The organism is Nitrososphaera sp. (assembly GCF_037447015.1).
Lineage (GTDB): Archaea > Thermoproteota > Nitrososphaeria > Nitrososphaerales > Nitrososphaeraceae > Nitrososphaera.
Genome location: NZ_JBBIHK010000002.1, coordinates 23,273 through 37,668, shown reverse-complemented (window position 1 = coordinate 37,668; position 14,396 = coordinate 23,273). Strand labels below are relative to the sequence as shown.

Genomic DNA, 14,396 nt, shown 5'->3' with positions numbered 1-14,396 from the left:
CGTCGTCATCTGCCATCGGCCGGCGGCGTATCGCGCGATGAAGGGGCGGGGCTCCTCAGCGGCAGGGTAAATGCGAACGTTGTTCCCTTGCCGTCGCCGTGCGCGTTGTTCTCGGCCCACATCCTTCCCCCGTGCGCTTCTACGATGGCTTTGGAGATGTACAGCCCAAGGCCGGTGCTCGTGCCGACCTCGGACTTGCCTGCAAACTTCTGGAAAAGCCGGGGCCTTATTTCGGGGTCTATGCCGCTGCCGGTGTCAGAGACTGACACCTGCACTTCTCCCGCCGTGTCCCGCCGCTCTACCCTGACGGTTATGGTCCCCCCTCCTCCTTCCTGCTGCGTGAACTTGATGGCGTTGTTCAGGAGGTTGGCAAGCACCTGCCTTATGCGGTAGCTGTCAGCCGTCACGGCGGGCGGAGGCCCCTTTGGGATGTCCAGCTCGAACCTGATGCTGTTGCTGTTGCTTGCATTGTTGGCCGCCGCAGCAGCCTGCCTTTTTGCGTCCTCGATTGCTTCAGACGCCAGCCGGGACAGGTCCACGTTTTCTTCCCTGTTCAGCCGCAGCATGCCCGATTCAATGCGGGTCGCATCCAGAATGTCGGATGCGAGCCTGTCCAGCCTGGCGGCGTTCCTTGCTATCAGGCGCATCTCTATCTTTTTTATCCGCATCTCTTCGTCGGTATCTTCTTCTTCCTCCTCCCCATCCTCCGCCTCTCCCGCGTTTTTTGAGGACAGGTCGTACTGGCTTGACACCATCAGGATGGGCTGTATGGGCGTCCTCAATTCGTGCGCGGCTATGTTGATGAACTCTTTTTGCATCCTGTCGTGCTTTTTCAGCTGCTCGTTTGCCTCTTCAAGCTGCGAGCTGTACTCTTCCAGCTGCCTGTTGGCATCCTGCAACTCCCTGTTCTTGTCTGCCAGCTCTTCGACCACGTCCCGCAAATCCTCGGTGGTTGCGGCAAGCTCCTCGTTTGACTTTTCCAGCTGCCGCGTCTTGGCCGCAAGCTCTGCCGTGCGCTCGCCCACGCGCTGCTCAAGCCTCCTGTTCCATGAAAGGATGAGGTATGCCAGGAAGGTGGCCGTGCCCCCTATTGCCACGATGGAGGTGAGGCTTGCCGCCCTCTGCGACGAGATCACCTGCGCGATGTCGTTGCTGAAGGTGAAGGGGGCGAGCACGTGCAGCGTGCCCACGAGCTGCCCGTTGCTCGAATACAGCGGGTGGTAGGAATAGGCCGTGTCGGAGCCTGAGATGACGACGGTGGTCGAGGCGCTGTTGCCTGCCAGCGAGTCGCGCAGGATGCTGTTCATGGCGTCCCTCTGACCTGGCGAGCCTGAAAAGATGGTGGCGTTGAAGGCAGACTGGACCCGCCTCCCAAAGACGTTCTCGCCAAAGAGCGAGGGGTCGTCCGTGTAGATTATCGAGCCGTCCCTGTCCAGGACCCCTATCCTGCCGGCGAACCCGGCCGGGAGGTTGGCGTTTATGAACTCGGCAAGCGCGCCGGGCTTGATGGACGCCGCCACGACCCCCCTGAACTCTAGCTCCTCCGTGCTGCTGCCGCCGTCGCCGTCGCCGCCGCCGTCAGGCGAGGCGGCGCCCCCTTTTGGCGCCATTATCGGGTACGCTATGTAGATCCTCGGTATGCCGTCTGCCGAGTCGGTGACGGACGTGTAATAGGGCTGGCCGGTGTCCCTTGCCATTAGGAAATAGTCCCTGTTGCTGAAATCGGCGCCGGCGAACCTGGCTGCCGCGGGGTCTTCGACCATCAGGGCGCCCCACACCACCCTGCCGTCCCTGTCGAGCCAAAAGTAACTCTCGGTCAGGTCTTGTGTGAGCTGCTGCCTCGACATCAGCAGCATCTTCATCCTCTCGTGCTCGCCGTCCTGGGCAGCCCGCGAGTCTGCAAGGGTGGCGAGGTTGTTCCCTATCGACTCGAGCTTTACTTCAAGCAGGCGCGAGAGCGTGCCGGCCGCAGTCTTTGTGTACCTCTCCACCTGCTCCCGCGCCGAATTGACCGCCCGGCTCTCTGTCGCAGAATAGTACGCCTGCAGGAATATTGCAAGCGAGACCGATAGCACCACCAGGGCGGCCACAAGCAGCGCCTGCTGCTTTTCCCGGAGAAAGCCTTCCTCTGCCCTTTTCCCCTTCTCCTGCATGTGGCTTTCTTCTCCTTCTTTGGTGCTAGAATCGGACAAGAATGTATGCGCGCGTTACTTCCATCCAGCCTGCAAATAAGCTAGATGTGGGATTGTTCTATCTTTTGCATGGACGCCGCAGCAGCGGCGCGGCCGGGTCTGCGCTTTTGCTGCTGTCGTAGTGTGTTTTCATGGTAATGCAGCGCCCGGTACAGGGCGACGATGGTCGCAGCGTTCAGTATCCTGCCCTTCAGCAGCATCTGCTTTACCTTTTCCGCAGGCAGAAAACCCGTCCTGGATATCTTTTCCATGTCCCCCAGTTTGAGCCTGCCGGTCTTTTCAAGGCCGTACGCCGCAAAGACGTGGCCCACCTGCTCGAACATCGAGTAGTCCAGCGTGTACGAGCCGACGTGCACCAGCTTTTTTGCGACATAGCCCGTCTCCTCCTCCAGCTCGCGCGCCGCGGCCTGCCTCGGCGTCTCGCCGGGGTCGATGTAGCCGGACGGCACTTCTAGCTGGTACGAGTCGACTATGTGCCGGTAGCTCCTTATCGTCAGGATGCCAGGGCTGCCGTTGTTATTGTTGTTGGCGCCGGCGGTGGCAAAGGGCACGATGGTGCAATAGTCGCGCCTCACCCCCCTTATGTAGAGCTTGTCCGTGCCGGCCAGGTCGAGCCGGTCCTCAAACACCTTCAGGTAATAGCTGTCGTACACCTGCCGGGACGATTTCAGCTTCCAGCCTTTTGGCGCGTTCTTGCTTTTCACGGCAAGCAAGGGAAAGCCGCGCACGGATTAAAAGATCTCGCCCCTGTCCTTCCTCATGCCGCCAAGGCCGGTCTTTACCTTTGCCGCGCATTCCAAGCAGACGCCCGGCGAAAACGGAAAGTCCTTGGTGCACCTCCTGCACACCGGTTTTTTGCAGTCGGCGCATTCAAGCGTCGCGGCGTTTGTGTTGCAGATGTAGCACAGGGTAGCCATTGTTACTATCAGCCATCCCTACGGGAACGTTGCGTAAAAAGTTTGGGAGGAAAAGCTGCTGACGGGTGCGTTATCTTTTTATCTCCAGTCCAGCATGTAGCAGAGAATATACGCACAGAGGCTATGGCATTAGCCTTGACTTGAAAATAGAAAAAAGTCAGAACCGCCCTTTTGCAAAGGTGCTGATAATGCCTCTACCAGACAGGAAAAAGGAGAGCATTTACTTGGTGGGCACACGGGAAAATGAAAGGGATTGAATTTGTCTTCCTGGCAGCGGGGGCTGTGGCCGGCGCTTTTCTGAGGTACAAGATGGTCGAGTCCCCCCTGATCATCGGGACCATGCCGGTCAACATACTGGCAGTCAACGTGGCAGGCAGCTTTATCCTCGGGGTGTTTTCAGTCCTTTCCGTCGTGTGGAACCTCGACGCGCGCTACTCACTGCTTGCGGCAGCCGGGTTCTGCGGCTCGCTTACGACAATGTCTTCCTTTGCACTTGAAACCAGCCACATGATCGACAACAGGCAGTACCTGACCGTGGCAGTCAACATACTGGCAAACGTCGGCCTGTCGATCGGTGCAGTCATGGGCGGCCGCCTGATAACCGGCCTTATCATGAAGGGGAGCGTGGAATAGCAGGTGGTGGGGGCGGGGGGTGAGGGCATGGCAGGCGCCAAGATGTACGTCAGCCTGACGATCAGGATAAAAAGGAACGACGAGGTGAAGGGCAGGCGCCTTGCAAAGGCGCTGCTCGACTTTTTGATAAAGGCCGGCATCGCGGGGGCGACGGTGTGGACGGGCGTCGACGGCTTTGGCAAGCGCGGCAAGTCGACCCTGCACATAGAAGGCATCGCAGTCAACATGCCGCTTGTCATCGAGGTGATAGACAGGAAGGAAAAGATCGAGCCCCTGCTTCCAGAGATAAAGATGATGGTGGGAGACAACGGCCTGGTGACGCTGCACGAAGTTGACGTGGTATAGTAGCCAGCAATAATAGCAGCAACTGATGCTGTATGATATGCGGCCCGCCGCTGCATAGTTGCAAATACGCCTGTACTTGCGGCGGCAGCAGCAGCCGTCGATGGACTCGGGCCGCCTCCTTCCCTTGTCGTCCTCTCTCTTTCCTTGCGGGCTATCTCTTCACCGGCCTGCTGTCATGAAAGCCGTCCCTCCCGACCCTTTGTTTAGCCGGGGCGCATGTACGCCCCCAAGTCGGCTATCGGCGCCTTCAGGACGACTTCGGAGCCGTCGAACGCCCCGACCTCTTTCTTTGGTATCAGGTACGCCGACCGGGAGCCCTGCGACTCGACGTGTATGGCGTCTCCCAGCACCGCCACGATGTTGCCCACCGGCTTGCCGTCCATCGTGCGGACGTTCTTGTGCACCACGCGGTCCCAGTCGATCACGGCAGGCTCCTCCTCTTCTTCTTCCATTCTTGTTGTACTGGCAGCCGCGGCCGGCCCTTCTCCTTTTACTGCCGTAACCGTAGTCACCGTGGCCGTCGTCGTGTCCGGCTCCACCTCAACCGGCGTCGTGTCCACCACGTACACCCGGGTCTCGATGTCAGGGCGCATGCTCCTGTTGCTGCTGCCACTGGCAGGCCCGTACCTTGCCACATACTCGTCGTAGGTAGGCGGGCTTGTGCGGATGAACTCGTGTTTTTGCGACTCGCTCACGTGGAAATACACCTTTTTCCCGTCGTACCTCTCTGCAAGGTATTTGGGGACGTAGAACGTGTCCTTGCTCACCCTCCCCTTCTTGGTTATGACATAGTTGCGGCCTATGCCCTGAATCTCGCCAAGGTCGACGCTGTCGGTCATCCCCCGCGCCTCCTTGCCCTTGAGCTCCTCCCAGTCTACAAAGTCTATGGGGCTTTTGTTGCTGCTGTTGTTGTCGCTTGCCATGTGACATTATTGGACGCTGAAATTTTAATGAGATACTTGCTTGCAGGAGCAAAAGATACGCAGGAACGTCGGGAGCAAGAAAAGAGAAATCAAAAAGACGGCCCCGGCTTTGGCAAAAAGCGCCGGGGTGACGTTAATATATAATCTGTTCATGGAAAGCAGATGCTAAAAATTGTACCGGAATCCTGTGGCATCGGCAATCCTGATCGCGCTCGTGGCGTTTTCGTCTTTGCTGGCCGCTACTACTGTTCCTGCTCCTACCTCTGCATTTGCGCAGGATGGAAAGAGCGAAGGGCCCAAGAAGTACACGGTCGGAGTCTACTTGGTCAACATCGGCAAGATAGACACCCAGACAGGCTCGTACGACCTTGACTTTTACATCTGGTTTGCGTCAGACGACCCGGCCACCACAAATTTTGTGGAGGAAAAGCCCCGGTTCGACTTTACAAACGCGCTGCGCTTTACGGCCGAGCCGCAGCGCGTCGAGCAGAACTATTACGAGGCCAGGGTGAGGGGCACGTTCATCAAGAACATGGACTTTCGCGACTACCCCTTTGACAGGCAGCAGGTCACGATAGAGGTCGAAGGCTTTGAGGAGGTGGACAGGCTGGTCTTCGTCCCGGACGAGCAGGCAAGCGGCTTTGACAGGCTGATAAACGTGCCGGGCTGGAGCCTGGGCGGCAGCAGGTCCGAAGTCACGGTTCACGAGTACCCGGACAGCGCCTTTTCAAGGTACGTCTTTACATTCACGATAGAGCGGGCTGCGCTTTCGTCGTTTCTGAAGACGATATTCCCGGTGCTCATCATAACGACGATAGCGATGCTGGCGTTCTGGATGAGCCCGACCAACTTTGCGCCCAGGATCGGCCTTGCCGCGTCGACGCTCCTTGCAGCGGTGGCGGCCCACCTGAACGCGGCCAACCAGCTGCCGCCAATCGGGTATCTGACGCTGATAGACAAGGTGATGATAATCGTGTACGCGCTCTTCCTGAACAACCTGCTTTCGATGGTGATGCAGATGAGGCTTGTAGACCACAAGAAGGAGCAGGAGGCTGTGAAGGTGAACGCCAGGATGAGGAAGCTGATGCCCGTCATAATAGTGGCCATCCTGGCCGTGCTCGTGCCCCTTGGATGAGGAGAAAGGCAATGGCGTGCAATGCAGTGCACTGTATTCCCGTCCATTAAATAGACAAAACAGCAAAACCTGATCCGATGAGCAACAATAACATCAACAATAATCATCGGCGGCAGCGGCTATTCTTTGCAGGAGCAATAGCAGGACTGGCTTTTATTCTGGCATTTGCGGCACTGTTTTCAGCCCTTGCCCAGACCAACCCGGCATCCGCCCAGACTATGCAGCACCAGGGGATGGCAAACCAGGGGAGCATGGCCCAGGGCATTGCAGGTCAACAGCAGGAGCAGCAGCCGTATAGCAAGATGTTTAGCAGCACGGGCTCAAGCGCCGCCAGAGGCGTGCAGGTGACCGGCGTGTCGGTGACCGGCGACAGCGAGGTGACTGTGTCGCTGAGGTACACGGGAACGGGCAGGTCTCCGGGCATAACCATCATGGCAAACACGAACCCAATGGCGATGATGGGCATGATGCACGGCCCCACCATGAGCAGTAGCGGCATGATGATGGGTGGCAGCGGTGGGATGGGCGGCGGTGGAATGATGATGGGTGGCAGCGGTGGAATGACTGCAGCTGCAGGAAACACCAGCTATCCCATGTGGAACAGCACGCAGTGGCAGCAGTGGCACACGCAGATGGCGCGGCAGCTTGCGCAGGCCGGCAATACAACCACGCAGTGGCAGGACTGGCACAACCAGATGATGATGAATCCTGCGATGGGGAACGCTACTTCGCCGATGACGATGGCACAGCCGCAGCAGCTGCAGCTGCAGGTCGGCAGCACGGCAGTCGACCCGGGATGGCGCAACGGCAGCTTCAAGGTGAGACTGGACGGCGACGGCTCTGCGTACGACAGCGGCCAGATAATGGTGGCGGTATTCCCGCTCACCGGCTGACCAGCCAGCAGCAGAGCCCTCACCCAACCAGTTTTTTCATTTTTTTATCGCCCCAGCGCTTTTTCAGCTGCCGCCATCGCCATCTCTTCGCCTATCGTCTCGTTGAGGGCTGCTTCTGCAATGTCGCTCGCATGTTCTGCCGTCCTCCGTATGTCTTCAAGTACAAGCCTCACCGTGGCGGCCTGGTCATGCACCTTTTCTCTTTCCATCGCCTGCACGGCGTCTGCCTCCAGCGCGTGCACGCCGCCGGCCGCGTCGACGGTCCTGTCTGCCAGCTGGTAGTCGCGGCGCAGGAGCGCTTCTGCCGCGTCGCCAAGCACCGACAGCGCAAGGTAGCTCATCTTTTCAACCTTTTGCAGCGTCTCTTTCGGCAGCCTCTCCTTCAGCCGGGCCGCCGCCTCGGCTATGCCGCAGGCGTGGTCGGCTACGCGCTCGATGCTCTTTGCCGCCGCCCTGTATCCCAGGCAGTCAGACGGGTTTTTCAGCCCCATCTCGCGCAGCACCCGGCCGTTCTGCGCGGCCATCACAAGGTTGCGCAGGACGTAAAGGGAAAACCGGTCGACCTCGTCGTCTGATTTTATGACTTCCCTTGCAAGCTCGGCGTTCATCTCGGCGAGCGCGGCCATGGCGTCCCTGTGCATCGACGACGCGATGAGGTACATGCGCCTTATCGCCGTGTTGACGGACAGCTCGGGGAGCGACAGCAGCACCTGCAGCGTGATCATGTCGGGCGCGTCCGCTATCATCTCCGTCCCCACCAGGTTGCGCCGGGCCACCTCGCGCACTGCGTCGCGCAGCGCCGGCCCCATCCTGCCCGATTTCGCCTTCAGGTGGATGATGTTGTAGCCGGCCAGGTACATCGACACGACGCGCCTGCGGAGCGTGCTTGGGCTCTCGGACGGCAAAATGATCGCAGTCGCCTCCGGGAGCGAGCCGGAGCCGGCGGCGGCAGCGGAGGACATGGGCACCACCGAGAGCGAGTTGTCCCCCTCCCGCAGCAGCGTGACCTGGTCGCCCGCCTTCAGCCCCATCTCTTCGACCCATTTCTTGGGCAGGGACAGGACGTAGGTGGACCTGCCGGTGAACTGGATTTTGCGCACTTCCCGGTAATCTAGCCCTCCTGCTGCTGTCGCCGCTGCCATTTCATTAGCTTGCATAGCCTTCACTCGATTGCATGAGGAAACTGTGAATAAACCCTTTACGAGGGTAGACTATGTCGCGCTATGGGGCTCCCAGTTTTCTATATACAACATCTAGTCGTTGTACCGTCGTCTCACCGTCGCGGGCTTGACACGCCCGTGGCAATGTAGTGGACAGAGTCGCCTATGTAGCAGGCGTGGTCGGAGATCCGCTCCAGATACCGCAGAATCAGCAAGCTTGACACGTAGCAGCGCGGGTCTTTTACCATCTCGCTTGCGTCCTTTTTGGTGCTCGGCGTTATCGCCTCGCGCAGGTATTTCCTGTACAGCGCGTCCACGGTGTTGTCCATCTCGTACAGCTTTTCCGCCGCGTCCTTGTCCTTTGACTGGAGCGCCTGGACGCTCATGTGTATCATCTCCTTCACGGTGCCAGCCATCTCCATCACCGCGCTCTTGTCGCAGTCCGCTATCGAGCCCATCGTCTCAAGCACGTCCATGATGTCGTAGGCGTACCGCCCAAACCGGGAAAAGCCGTATGAAATCTCCATGCACGAGCGGATAAAGCGCAGGTCGGTCGCAACCGGCTGGTAGCGCGCTATAAGCTCTATTGCCAAATCGCCGACCTCGTCCTGCAAAACGCGCAGCTGCTCCGACCACTCGAATATCTGCTTTTTAGAGCTGATGCCCTTGGAGTACGAGTCTATCGCGATCTCGACCGAGTGCTCTGACAGTTTGGCCATGTCCATGATGATGTTCCGTATCCTGTCCATGCCGAGGTCCAGCAAGCGCGTCATTTTCTCTTCTTTTCCTCTTCTTCCTTTGCCGCCTGCGCGCTAGCCGAACTTGCCCGAGATGTACCGCTCGGTGAGCTCCTTTTCCGGGTTCTCAAATATCTGCTTGGTTGGGCCGTACTCGATAAGCTCGCCCAGATACATAAAAGCAGTATAGTCAGAGACGCGGGCGGCCTGCTGCATGTTGTGCGTGACAATGATTATCGTCAGGTCCTTCTTCAGGCTGTGTATCAGCTCTTCAATCTTGGCAGAGGCTATCGGGTCGAGCGCCGACGTGGGCTCGTCCATCAGCAGGACTTCGGGGTGCATCGCAAGCGCCCTTGCTATGCAAAGCCTCTGCTGCTGGCCGCCAGAGAGGCCGATGCCGGGCTTGGAAAGCTCGTTCTTTACCTCGTCCCACAGCGCAGCCCCTTCGAGGCTTTCTCTGACCACGTCGTCCACCAGCTTTTTGTCCCGTATGCCGTTCAGCTTTAGCCCTGCGGCAACGTTGTCATAGATGCTCATGGTCGGAAAGGGGTTTGGCTTCTGGAAGACCATGCCTATGCGGCGCTTGACGACGACAGGATCGACCTTTTTGTCATAGACGTCGGTCTCGTCGAGGAACACCTTGCCCCGCGTGGCCGCGCCGGGGGTCATCTCGTGCATGCGGTTGAGGCACCTGATGAGGGTGGTCTTGCCGCATCCCGACGGGCCGATGATTGCTGTGGCCGTGTTGCCCTTGATGTCGAGGCTGACGTTCTTTATAACCTGCTTTGCGCCAAACCAGGCGTTGAGTTCCCTTATTGAGACCTTGTAGCGCTGCCTAAAGTCAGGATTCAAAGACGATGATAACGACGAAGGGATGACCTCGGTGTCCATTCCACCGCTACTGCTACTGCTTGCCGGCCCCCCTCCTTCGGCTGTCAATGGTTAGACTCGCCCCTTTGCCTAATTATGCCTTGCCTATATAGAGAATATAGAAAATAGCGGCTGCTGGTCACTGCGCCCGAAGCCTCCTCAGCACCACCATGCGCAGCCCCACGCTGAGGCCAAGCACGATGAGTATGAGCACGAGGGCGGCCCCCCACCCAAACGAGTGCGCCGACTCGTACGGCTGCGACGCAAGGCGCCAGATGCGGAGCGGCAGCGCGTCCACGGGGGCGGCAAAGCCGGAGAAAAAGAGGCTCGTCCCAAGAATGGTCATTATGAGGGGCGCAGTCTCGCCGGCAATCCTGGATACGGCCAGGATGACGCCAGTGAGCACGCCGCTCTTTGCAGCAGGCAGAACGATAAAGAGCACCGTCTTCCACTTGGGGATGCCAAGCGAGTTTCCGGCCTCCCTGATCGAGTTTGGAACAATGCCCATCGTCTCCTCGGTCACCCGGACGATTATTGGTATCATGATGATAGAGAGCGCAAACGCGCCGGCCCACACCGAGAACGAGCCAAGCGCAAGCACTATTGCCACGTACCCGACTATGCCAAGCACTATGGAGGGCAGGCCGGTCAGCACGTCGTTTAAAAAGCGCACGGCGTGGGGGAACGGGCCGGAGCCGGCAAACTCGGACAGATAAATGCCGGCAAGGACGCCGACAGGCACCCCGATGAGCGACGTGAGCCCTATGACTATCAGCGTCCCCTGTATGGCCGGCCCGATGCCTCCCTCCCCCGACCCGAGCGAGCCCGGCGGCTGCGTCAGGAACTCGACGCTCAGGGCAGAGACGCCGTTTTTCACCACCTCGACCAGAATGCTGCCAAGCGGGATTATCGCCGCGACGACGCAGGCGACTGCCAGAATGGTGGCAAGCTTGTCCATCATCTTGCGCCTGATGGACTGCCGGGCCATGAGCGCCTGGATCTCCCTTGCGCGGCTGGCGCTCCTCCTTTCTTCTTCTTCCTCCACGGCGTTCTTGCCCCCCGCTCCTGTTTCTTCTCCCATATACTTGCTCAGTCCCTCACCCTCGCTATCCCGCTCGTCGCCGACGGGCCGGCCGCCGCGCCGGCCGCCATCCTTGCGACCATCAGCCTTGCTGCGATGTTGATCCCTATAGTGAGCATAAATAGCACGACGCCCAGGCCGATGAGCGCCGACGTGTGCAGAGGCGTCACGGCCTCGTTGAACTCGTTTGCGATAAGGCTGGCAAGCGTCTGGCTTGGCGCAAACAGCGAGTCCGGGATGGCCGCCGCGCCGATGGCGTTGCCTATTATCATTGTGACAAGCATGGTCTCGCCGACAGCCCTTCCAAGGCCCAGGACGGCGGCGCCGAAAAGGCCCGACTTGGCGTAGGGAAAGACGGCCATTTTCACCATCTCAAAGCGCGTGGCGCCCAGGCTGTAGGCGGCCTCCCTCTGCGCGTTTGGAACCGCCCTTATGACTTCGCGCGACACGGACGACACGGTGGGTATAATCATGATGGCAAGCACGATGCCGGCGGTAAACACGTCGAGCCCAAACGGCGTCTGCGCAAACAGCGGCAGGCTGCCGCCAAACGCGTTGTTCAGCGGCACCTCTATCAGGTCTCTGACCCAGAACCGGAACACAAAGAGCGCCCACAGGCCGTAGATGATGCTCGGCACGGCTGCCAGGAGCTCTACCACGAACGAGAGCGGCGTCGCAATCCGCTGCTGCGCTATCTCAGTCACAAAGACGGCTATCCCTATGCTTATCGGGACGCCGATTGCCATCGCGATGCCCGAGCTCACCAGCGTGCCCACGATGTACGGCAGGGCGCCGTAGGACTCGCGGCCCTCGACTGCGTTCCAGTCCGTCCCGGTGAGGAACCCGAGGCCCTCCTTTGCAAAGACCTGCGACGAGCCGCTGGCTATTGTAAAGGCGACGAGGGCTATCAGGAACGCCGTATAGCCGGCGGCTGCGACCACGACGAATCGGAAGCTCCTGTCGCCCCGGGGCTTTTTGAGCATGCCCGCAATGTCTATTCTCCTCCTCCCTCTTGCGCTACTGCTGTCGCCGGCGGCCCCTTCCTGAAATGCGAGCTGCGCCCTGCTGCCACGCCGGCGGCGGTACAAGTAATAATAATAGCTTATCAGGGCGGCCGGGACTGCCGCCAGCGCGGCGACCAGCTGCCAGGCGCCTATTCCTCCTTCTCCTCCTTCTCCTCCTCCTGCCGGGCCCTGCCCCGGCGGCGCCAGCACAGGCTGGCCCCCAAACGTCAGCGAGGAGAGCGCCTCCTTGTTGAGCGCGACCACCTCGTCTGGCAGCGGCACGTAGGACAGGCCGCCTGAATATGCCTGGCCGTCAGTAACGGCCCACAGCACAAAGCTGACAAGCTCTGACGCCTTTTCCCCGGTCATGGCAGGGTTCGTGCCGAGCTCTTTGTACAGTAAAAGGTAGGAAAAGCTCGCAATCGGGTACGACTGCTCGCCGGGGGCGTTTGTGGTCGAGACGTGCTCCCACGACTCGTCGCCGGCAGGGAGCGAGCCGGCGTACGAGGATATCGCCGCCCTGATAGAGTCCTTGGTCGGCTCGATGAAATTGCCTGCCGGGTTCTGCAAGTAAGCGTAGGGCATCCCGGTGGTGAGCGCGTACGACAGCTCCAGGTAGCCGACGGTGTAGGGCGTCCCCTTGATCGAGTTTGCGACGCCCTCGTTGCCCGGCGAGCCCACGCCCGTGGGCCACTGGACGGACTTGCCCCTCCCGGCCACCGCCTCCCACTCCGGGCTCACCTTCGAGAGATAGTCGGTCCAGACAAAGGTGGTGCCCGAGCCGTCCGACCTGCGCACCACCACGATGTCATGGCTTGGCAGGGGCAGGTCGGGGTTGAGCGACTTTATCCTGGGGTCGTCCCAGCGGGTTATCTTGCCAAGGAAAATGTCTGCAAGGACGGGGCCTGACAGTTTCAGCCCCTTCTGGTTGATGCCCGGCACGTTGTACGCGGCCACGACCGAGCCTATCGTCTCCGGTATGTGGACGGCCGGGGCGGGCAGGGCGTCACGCTGCGCCTGCGAGAGGGGCGCGTCGCTTGCGCCAAAGTCGACGGTGAGGGCGGTGAACTGCTTTATGCCGCCGCCGGAGCCTATGGACTGGTAGTTGATGTTGACGTGCGGCTTGAGCTTCTGGTACTCGACGCGCCAGGTGTCTATGAGCGGGAAGGGGAACGTGGCGCCGGCGCCTGTCAGGTTTATCTGCTGCTTCTGCTGCGCAGAGGCAACGCCTGCTGTTGCCGCCGTTATTGTAATAATAATCATCAGGATGACGGCTGCGGTCACGGCCAGCGCCGGCTTTGCATGTGCTCCTCTTGCTGCAGGCTTGCGCAATACTGCTACGGTGCATCACGCACGCAATGGGCTATTATAACTACTGCCCATAATCCACGTATTCTATATAGAGAAAAAAGGCGGCGTCGGTCAGGACCGGACCCTGACCTTGGCAGTGCCGGACTTGATGGCATTGCCGGCGGCGTCGTACGCCTCCCAGCCTGCGCGCGCCGGCGCGGCGCCGGCGCCATCATCGTCGCCGCTGGCAAGCGTGACCCTGAATAGGCCAGACTTGCCTGCTTTCAGCGGGCTCTTTTCGGTGGAAAACGTGGCCACGCTGCCGTCAAAGTCGCCGGTCCAGCCACGGGGAGCCTTGACAGAGCCGATGACGATTGGGGTGTCCTCGGACGCGCCAAGCGTGATCTGCACCTTGTACACCTGCGCGTCGCTTGCGCGCGGGTTCTTTACCAGCACGCTCAGCCTGTCGCCGCCAGAGATGGACGCCACCGCCACAAGCTTGGCCTTGTACTCCTTCTTTGCCGTCTGCAGAGGCCCGGCCTGCTGGCCTGCCCCTTCTCCTTTCTGCGGGGGCGCTGCGGGCTGTTGCTCCTGAACCGGGGAGGGAGGAAGAGGAGAAGAGGAGTACAGCTGCTGGCCGTTGTAGGTCAGCGTGGCAAGCGTCTTCTGGTTCAGCTTTGTGACCTCCTCTGGCAGCGGCACGTAGGAGAGCTTTTCGGCATACTTTTGGCCCTCCGGGCTGACCGCCCAGGCGACAAAGTCCACTATGGCCTTTGCCTTGGCCGCGCTGTCCACCTTGGGGTTTGCGCTCATGTCCCTGTACAGGAGCAGGTAGGAAAAGCTGGCTATCGGGTACGACTGCTCGCCGGGCGCGTTCACCAGCGACACCTGCTCCCACGACTCGTCGCCGGCAGGGAGCGAGCCGGCCGACGCCTCCACCGCGGCCCTAGTCGAGGCGATAGTCGGCTCGATGAAATTGCCGGCCCGGTTCTGAATGTACGCATAGTTCATGCCCGTGGTAAGCGCGTACGACAGCTCTACGTAGCCAAGCGAGTACATGGCTCCCCTGATTGTGGAGGCCACGCCCTCGTTGCCGGGGGCGCCCCTCCCGGTGGGCCAGGGCACAGACGTCCCCTTGCCGACCTTTTCATCCCACTCTTTGCTCACCTTCGAGAGATAGTCGGTCCAGACAAAGGTGGTGCCCGAGCCGTCCGAC

Annotated in this window: 14 protein-coding genes; 4 read left to right on the top strand and 10 right to left on the bottom strand. The window is 60.1% G+C overall.

What is annotated here, in order from left to right:
• Positions 1 to 5: 5 nt before the first annotated feature.
• Genes WKI84_RS01185 through WKI84_RS01175 form a run of 3 tightly spaced genes read right to left on the bottom strand, consistent with a single transcriptional unit; the run spans position 6 to position 3,109 of the window.
• Positions 6 to 2,192 carry an ATP-binding protein gene (locus WKI84_RS01185; RefSeq protein WP_337861684.1) on the bottom strand — a complete coding sequence of 729 codons (2,187 nt, stop codon included), beginning with the start codon at positions 2,190 to 2,192 and terminating at the stop codon, positions 6 to 8.
• A gap of 41 nt (positions 2,193 to 2,233) precedes the next feature.
• Positions 2,234 to 2,896 carry an NUDIX hydrolase gene (locus WKI84_RS01180; RefSeq protein ID WP_337861683.1) on the bottom strand — a complete coding sequence of 221 codons (663 nt, stop codon included), beginning with the start codon at positions 2,894 to 2,896 and terminating at the stop codon, positions 2,234 to 2,236.
• 27 nt (positions 2,897 to 2,923) lie between these two features.
• Complete coding sequence (locus WKI84_RS01175; RefSeq protein WP_337861682.1) at positions 2,924 to 3,109, bottom strand: hypothetical protein; 186 nt, start codon at positions 3,107 to 3,109, stop codon at positions 2,924 to 2,926.
• A gap of 243 nt (positions 3,110 to 3,352) precedes the next feature.
• Between WKI84_RS01175 and WKI84_RS01170 the strand changes: the two genes are divergently transcribed.
• The gene (locus tag WKI84_RS01170) at positions 3,353 to 3,742 is read left to right on the top strand and encodes a CrcB family protein (protein ID WP_337861681.1); all 390 of its coding nucleotides are present in this window, start codon (positions 3,353 to 3,355) and stop codon (positions 3,740 to 3,742) included.
• A gap of 3 nt (positions 3,743 to 3,745) precedes the next feature.
• Positions 3,746 to 4,087 (top strand): DUF190 domain-containing protein, encoded by a 342-nt coding sequence (locus tag WKI84_RS01165; protein WP_337861680.1) that lies wholly within the window; start codon positions 3,746 to 3,748, stop codon positions 4,085 to 4,087.
• A gap of 203 nt (positions 4,088 to 4,290) precedes the next feature.
• Here the strand turns inward: WKI84_RS01165 and WKI84_RS01160 are convergent, their stop codons facing one another.
• Positions 4,291 to 5,010, bottom strand: a complete 720-nt coding sequence (locus tag WKI84_RS01160) for a hypothetical protein (RefSeq protein WP_337861679.1) — start codon at positions 5,008 to 5,010, stop codon at positions 4,291 to 4,293.
• Positions 5,011 to 5,197: 187 nt separating this feature from the next.
• On the opposite strand from WKI84_RS01160, the gene WKI84_RS01155 reads away from it, so the two are divergent.
• Complete coding sequence (locus WKI84_RS01155; RefSeq protein ID WP_337861678.1) at positions 5,198 to 6,145, top strand: hypothetical protein; 948 nt, start codon at positions 5,198 to 5,200, stop codon at positions 6,143 to 6,145.
• A 77-nt stretch (positions 6,146 to 6,222) separates the two neighbouring features.
• A complete protein-coding gene (locus WKI84_RS01150) occupies positions 6,223 to 7,038 on the top strand; it encodes a hypothetical protein (RefSeq protein ID WP_337861677.1) in 816 nt (271 codons plus the stop codon).
• A gap of 44 nt (positions 7,039 to 7,082) precedes the next feature.
• On the opposite strand, the gene WKI84_RS01145 is transcribed toward WKI84_RS01150, so the two are convergent.
• The 6 genes from WKI84_RS01145 to WKI84_RS01120 form a co-directional block, all read right to left on the bottom strand.
• Positions 7,083 to 8,195, bottom strand: coding sequence for a phosphate uptake regulator PhoU (locus WKI84_RS01145; RefSeq protein ID WP_337861676.1), 1,113 nt, complete (start codon positions 8,193 to 8,195; stop codon positions 7,083 to 7,085).
• A 116-nt stretch (positions 8,196 to 8,311) separates the two neighbouring features.
• On the bottom strand, positions 8,312 to 8,971 hold the full coding sequence (locus WKI84_RS01140) for a PhoU domain-containing protein (protein ID WP_337861675.1): 660 nt from the start codon (positions 8,969 to 8,971) through the stop codon (positions 8,312 to 8,314).
• A 39-nt stretch (positions 8,972 to 9,010) separates the two neighbouring features.
• Positions 9,011 to 9,874: a phosphate ABC transporter ATP-binding protein PstB gene (gene pstB, locus WKI84_RS01135; RefSeq protein WP_337861674.1), complete on the bottom strand. Its 864-nt coding sequence runs from the start codon at positions 9,872 to 9,874 to the stop codon at positions 9,011 to 9,013.
• Between the two features lie 70 nt (positions 9,875 to 9,944).
• Positions 9,945 to 10,886 (bottom strand): phosphate ABC transporter permease PstA, encoded by a 942-nt coding sequence (gene pstA, locus WKI84_RS01130; protein WP_337861673.1) that lies wholly within the window; start codon positions 10,884 to 10,886, stop codon positions 9,945 to 9,947.
• An 8-nt stretch (positions 10,887 to 10,894) separates the two neighbouring features.
• Positions 10,895 to 13,222, bottom strand: a complete 2,328-nt coding sequence (pstS, locus tag WKI84_RS01125) for a phosphate ABC transporter substrate-binding protein PstS (protein WP_337861672.1) — start codon at positions 13,220 to 13,222, stop codon at positions 10,895 to 10,897.
• A gap of 90 nt (positions 13,223 to 13,312) precedes the next feature.
• On the bottom strand, positions 13,313 to 14,396 hold a 1,084-nt coding region (locus WKI84_RS01120; protein ID WP_337861671.1), incomplete at its 5' end, for a substrate-binding domain-containing protein.

Bases quoted from the DNA above. Each gene is read 5' to 3' on its own strand.
- WKI84_RS01150 (WP_337861677.1), top strand. From the start codon at position 6,223: ATGAGCAACAATAACATCAACAATAATCATCGGCGGCAGCGGCTATTC.
- WKI84_RS01160 (WP_337861679.1), bottom strand. From the start codon at position 5,010: ATGGCAAGCGACAACAACAGCAGCAACAAAAGCCCCATAGACTTTGTA.
- WKI84_RS01140 (WP_337861675.1), bottom strand. From the start codon at position 8,971: ATGACGCGCTTGCTGGACCTCGGCATGGACAGGATACGGAACATCATC.
- WKI84_RS01145 (WP_337861676.1), bottom strand. From the start codon at position 8,195: ATGCAAGCTAATGAAATGGCAGCGGCGACAGCAGCAGGAGGGCTAGAT.
- WKI84_RS01175 (WP_337861682.1), bottom strand. From the start codon at position 3,109: ATGGCTACCCTGTGCTACATCTGCAACACAAACGCCGCGACGCTTGAA.
- pstA (WP_337861673.1), bottom strand. From the start codon at position 10,886: ATGGGAGAAGAAACAGGAGCGGGGGGCAAGAACGCCGTGGAGGAAGAA.
- WKI84_RS01170 (WP_337861681.1), top strand. From the start codon at position 3,353: ATGAAAGGGATTGAATTTGTCTTCCTGGCAGCGGGGGCTGTGGCCGGC.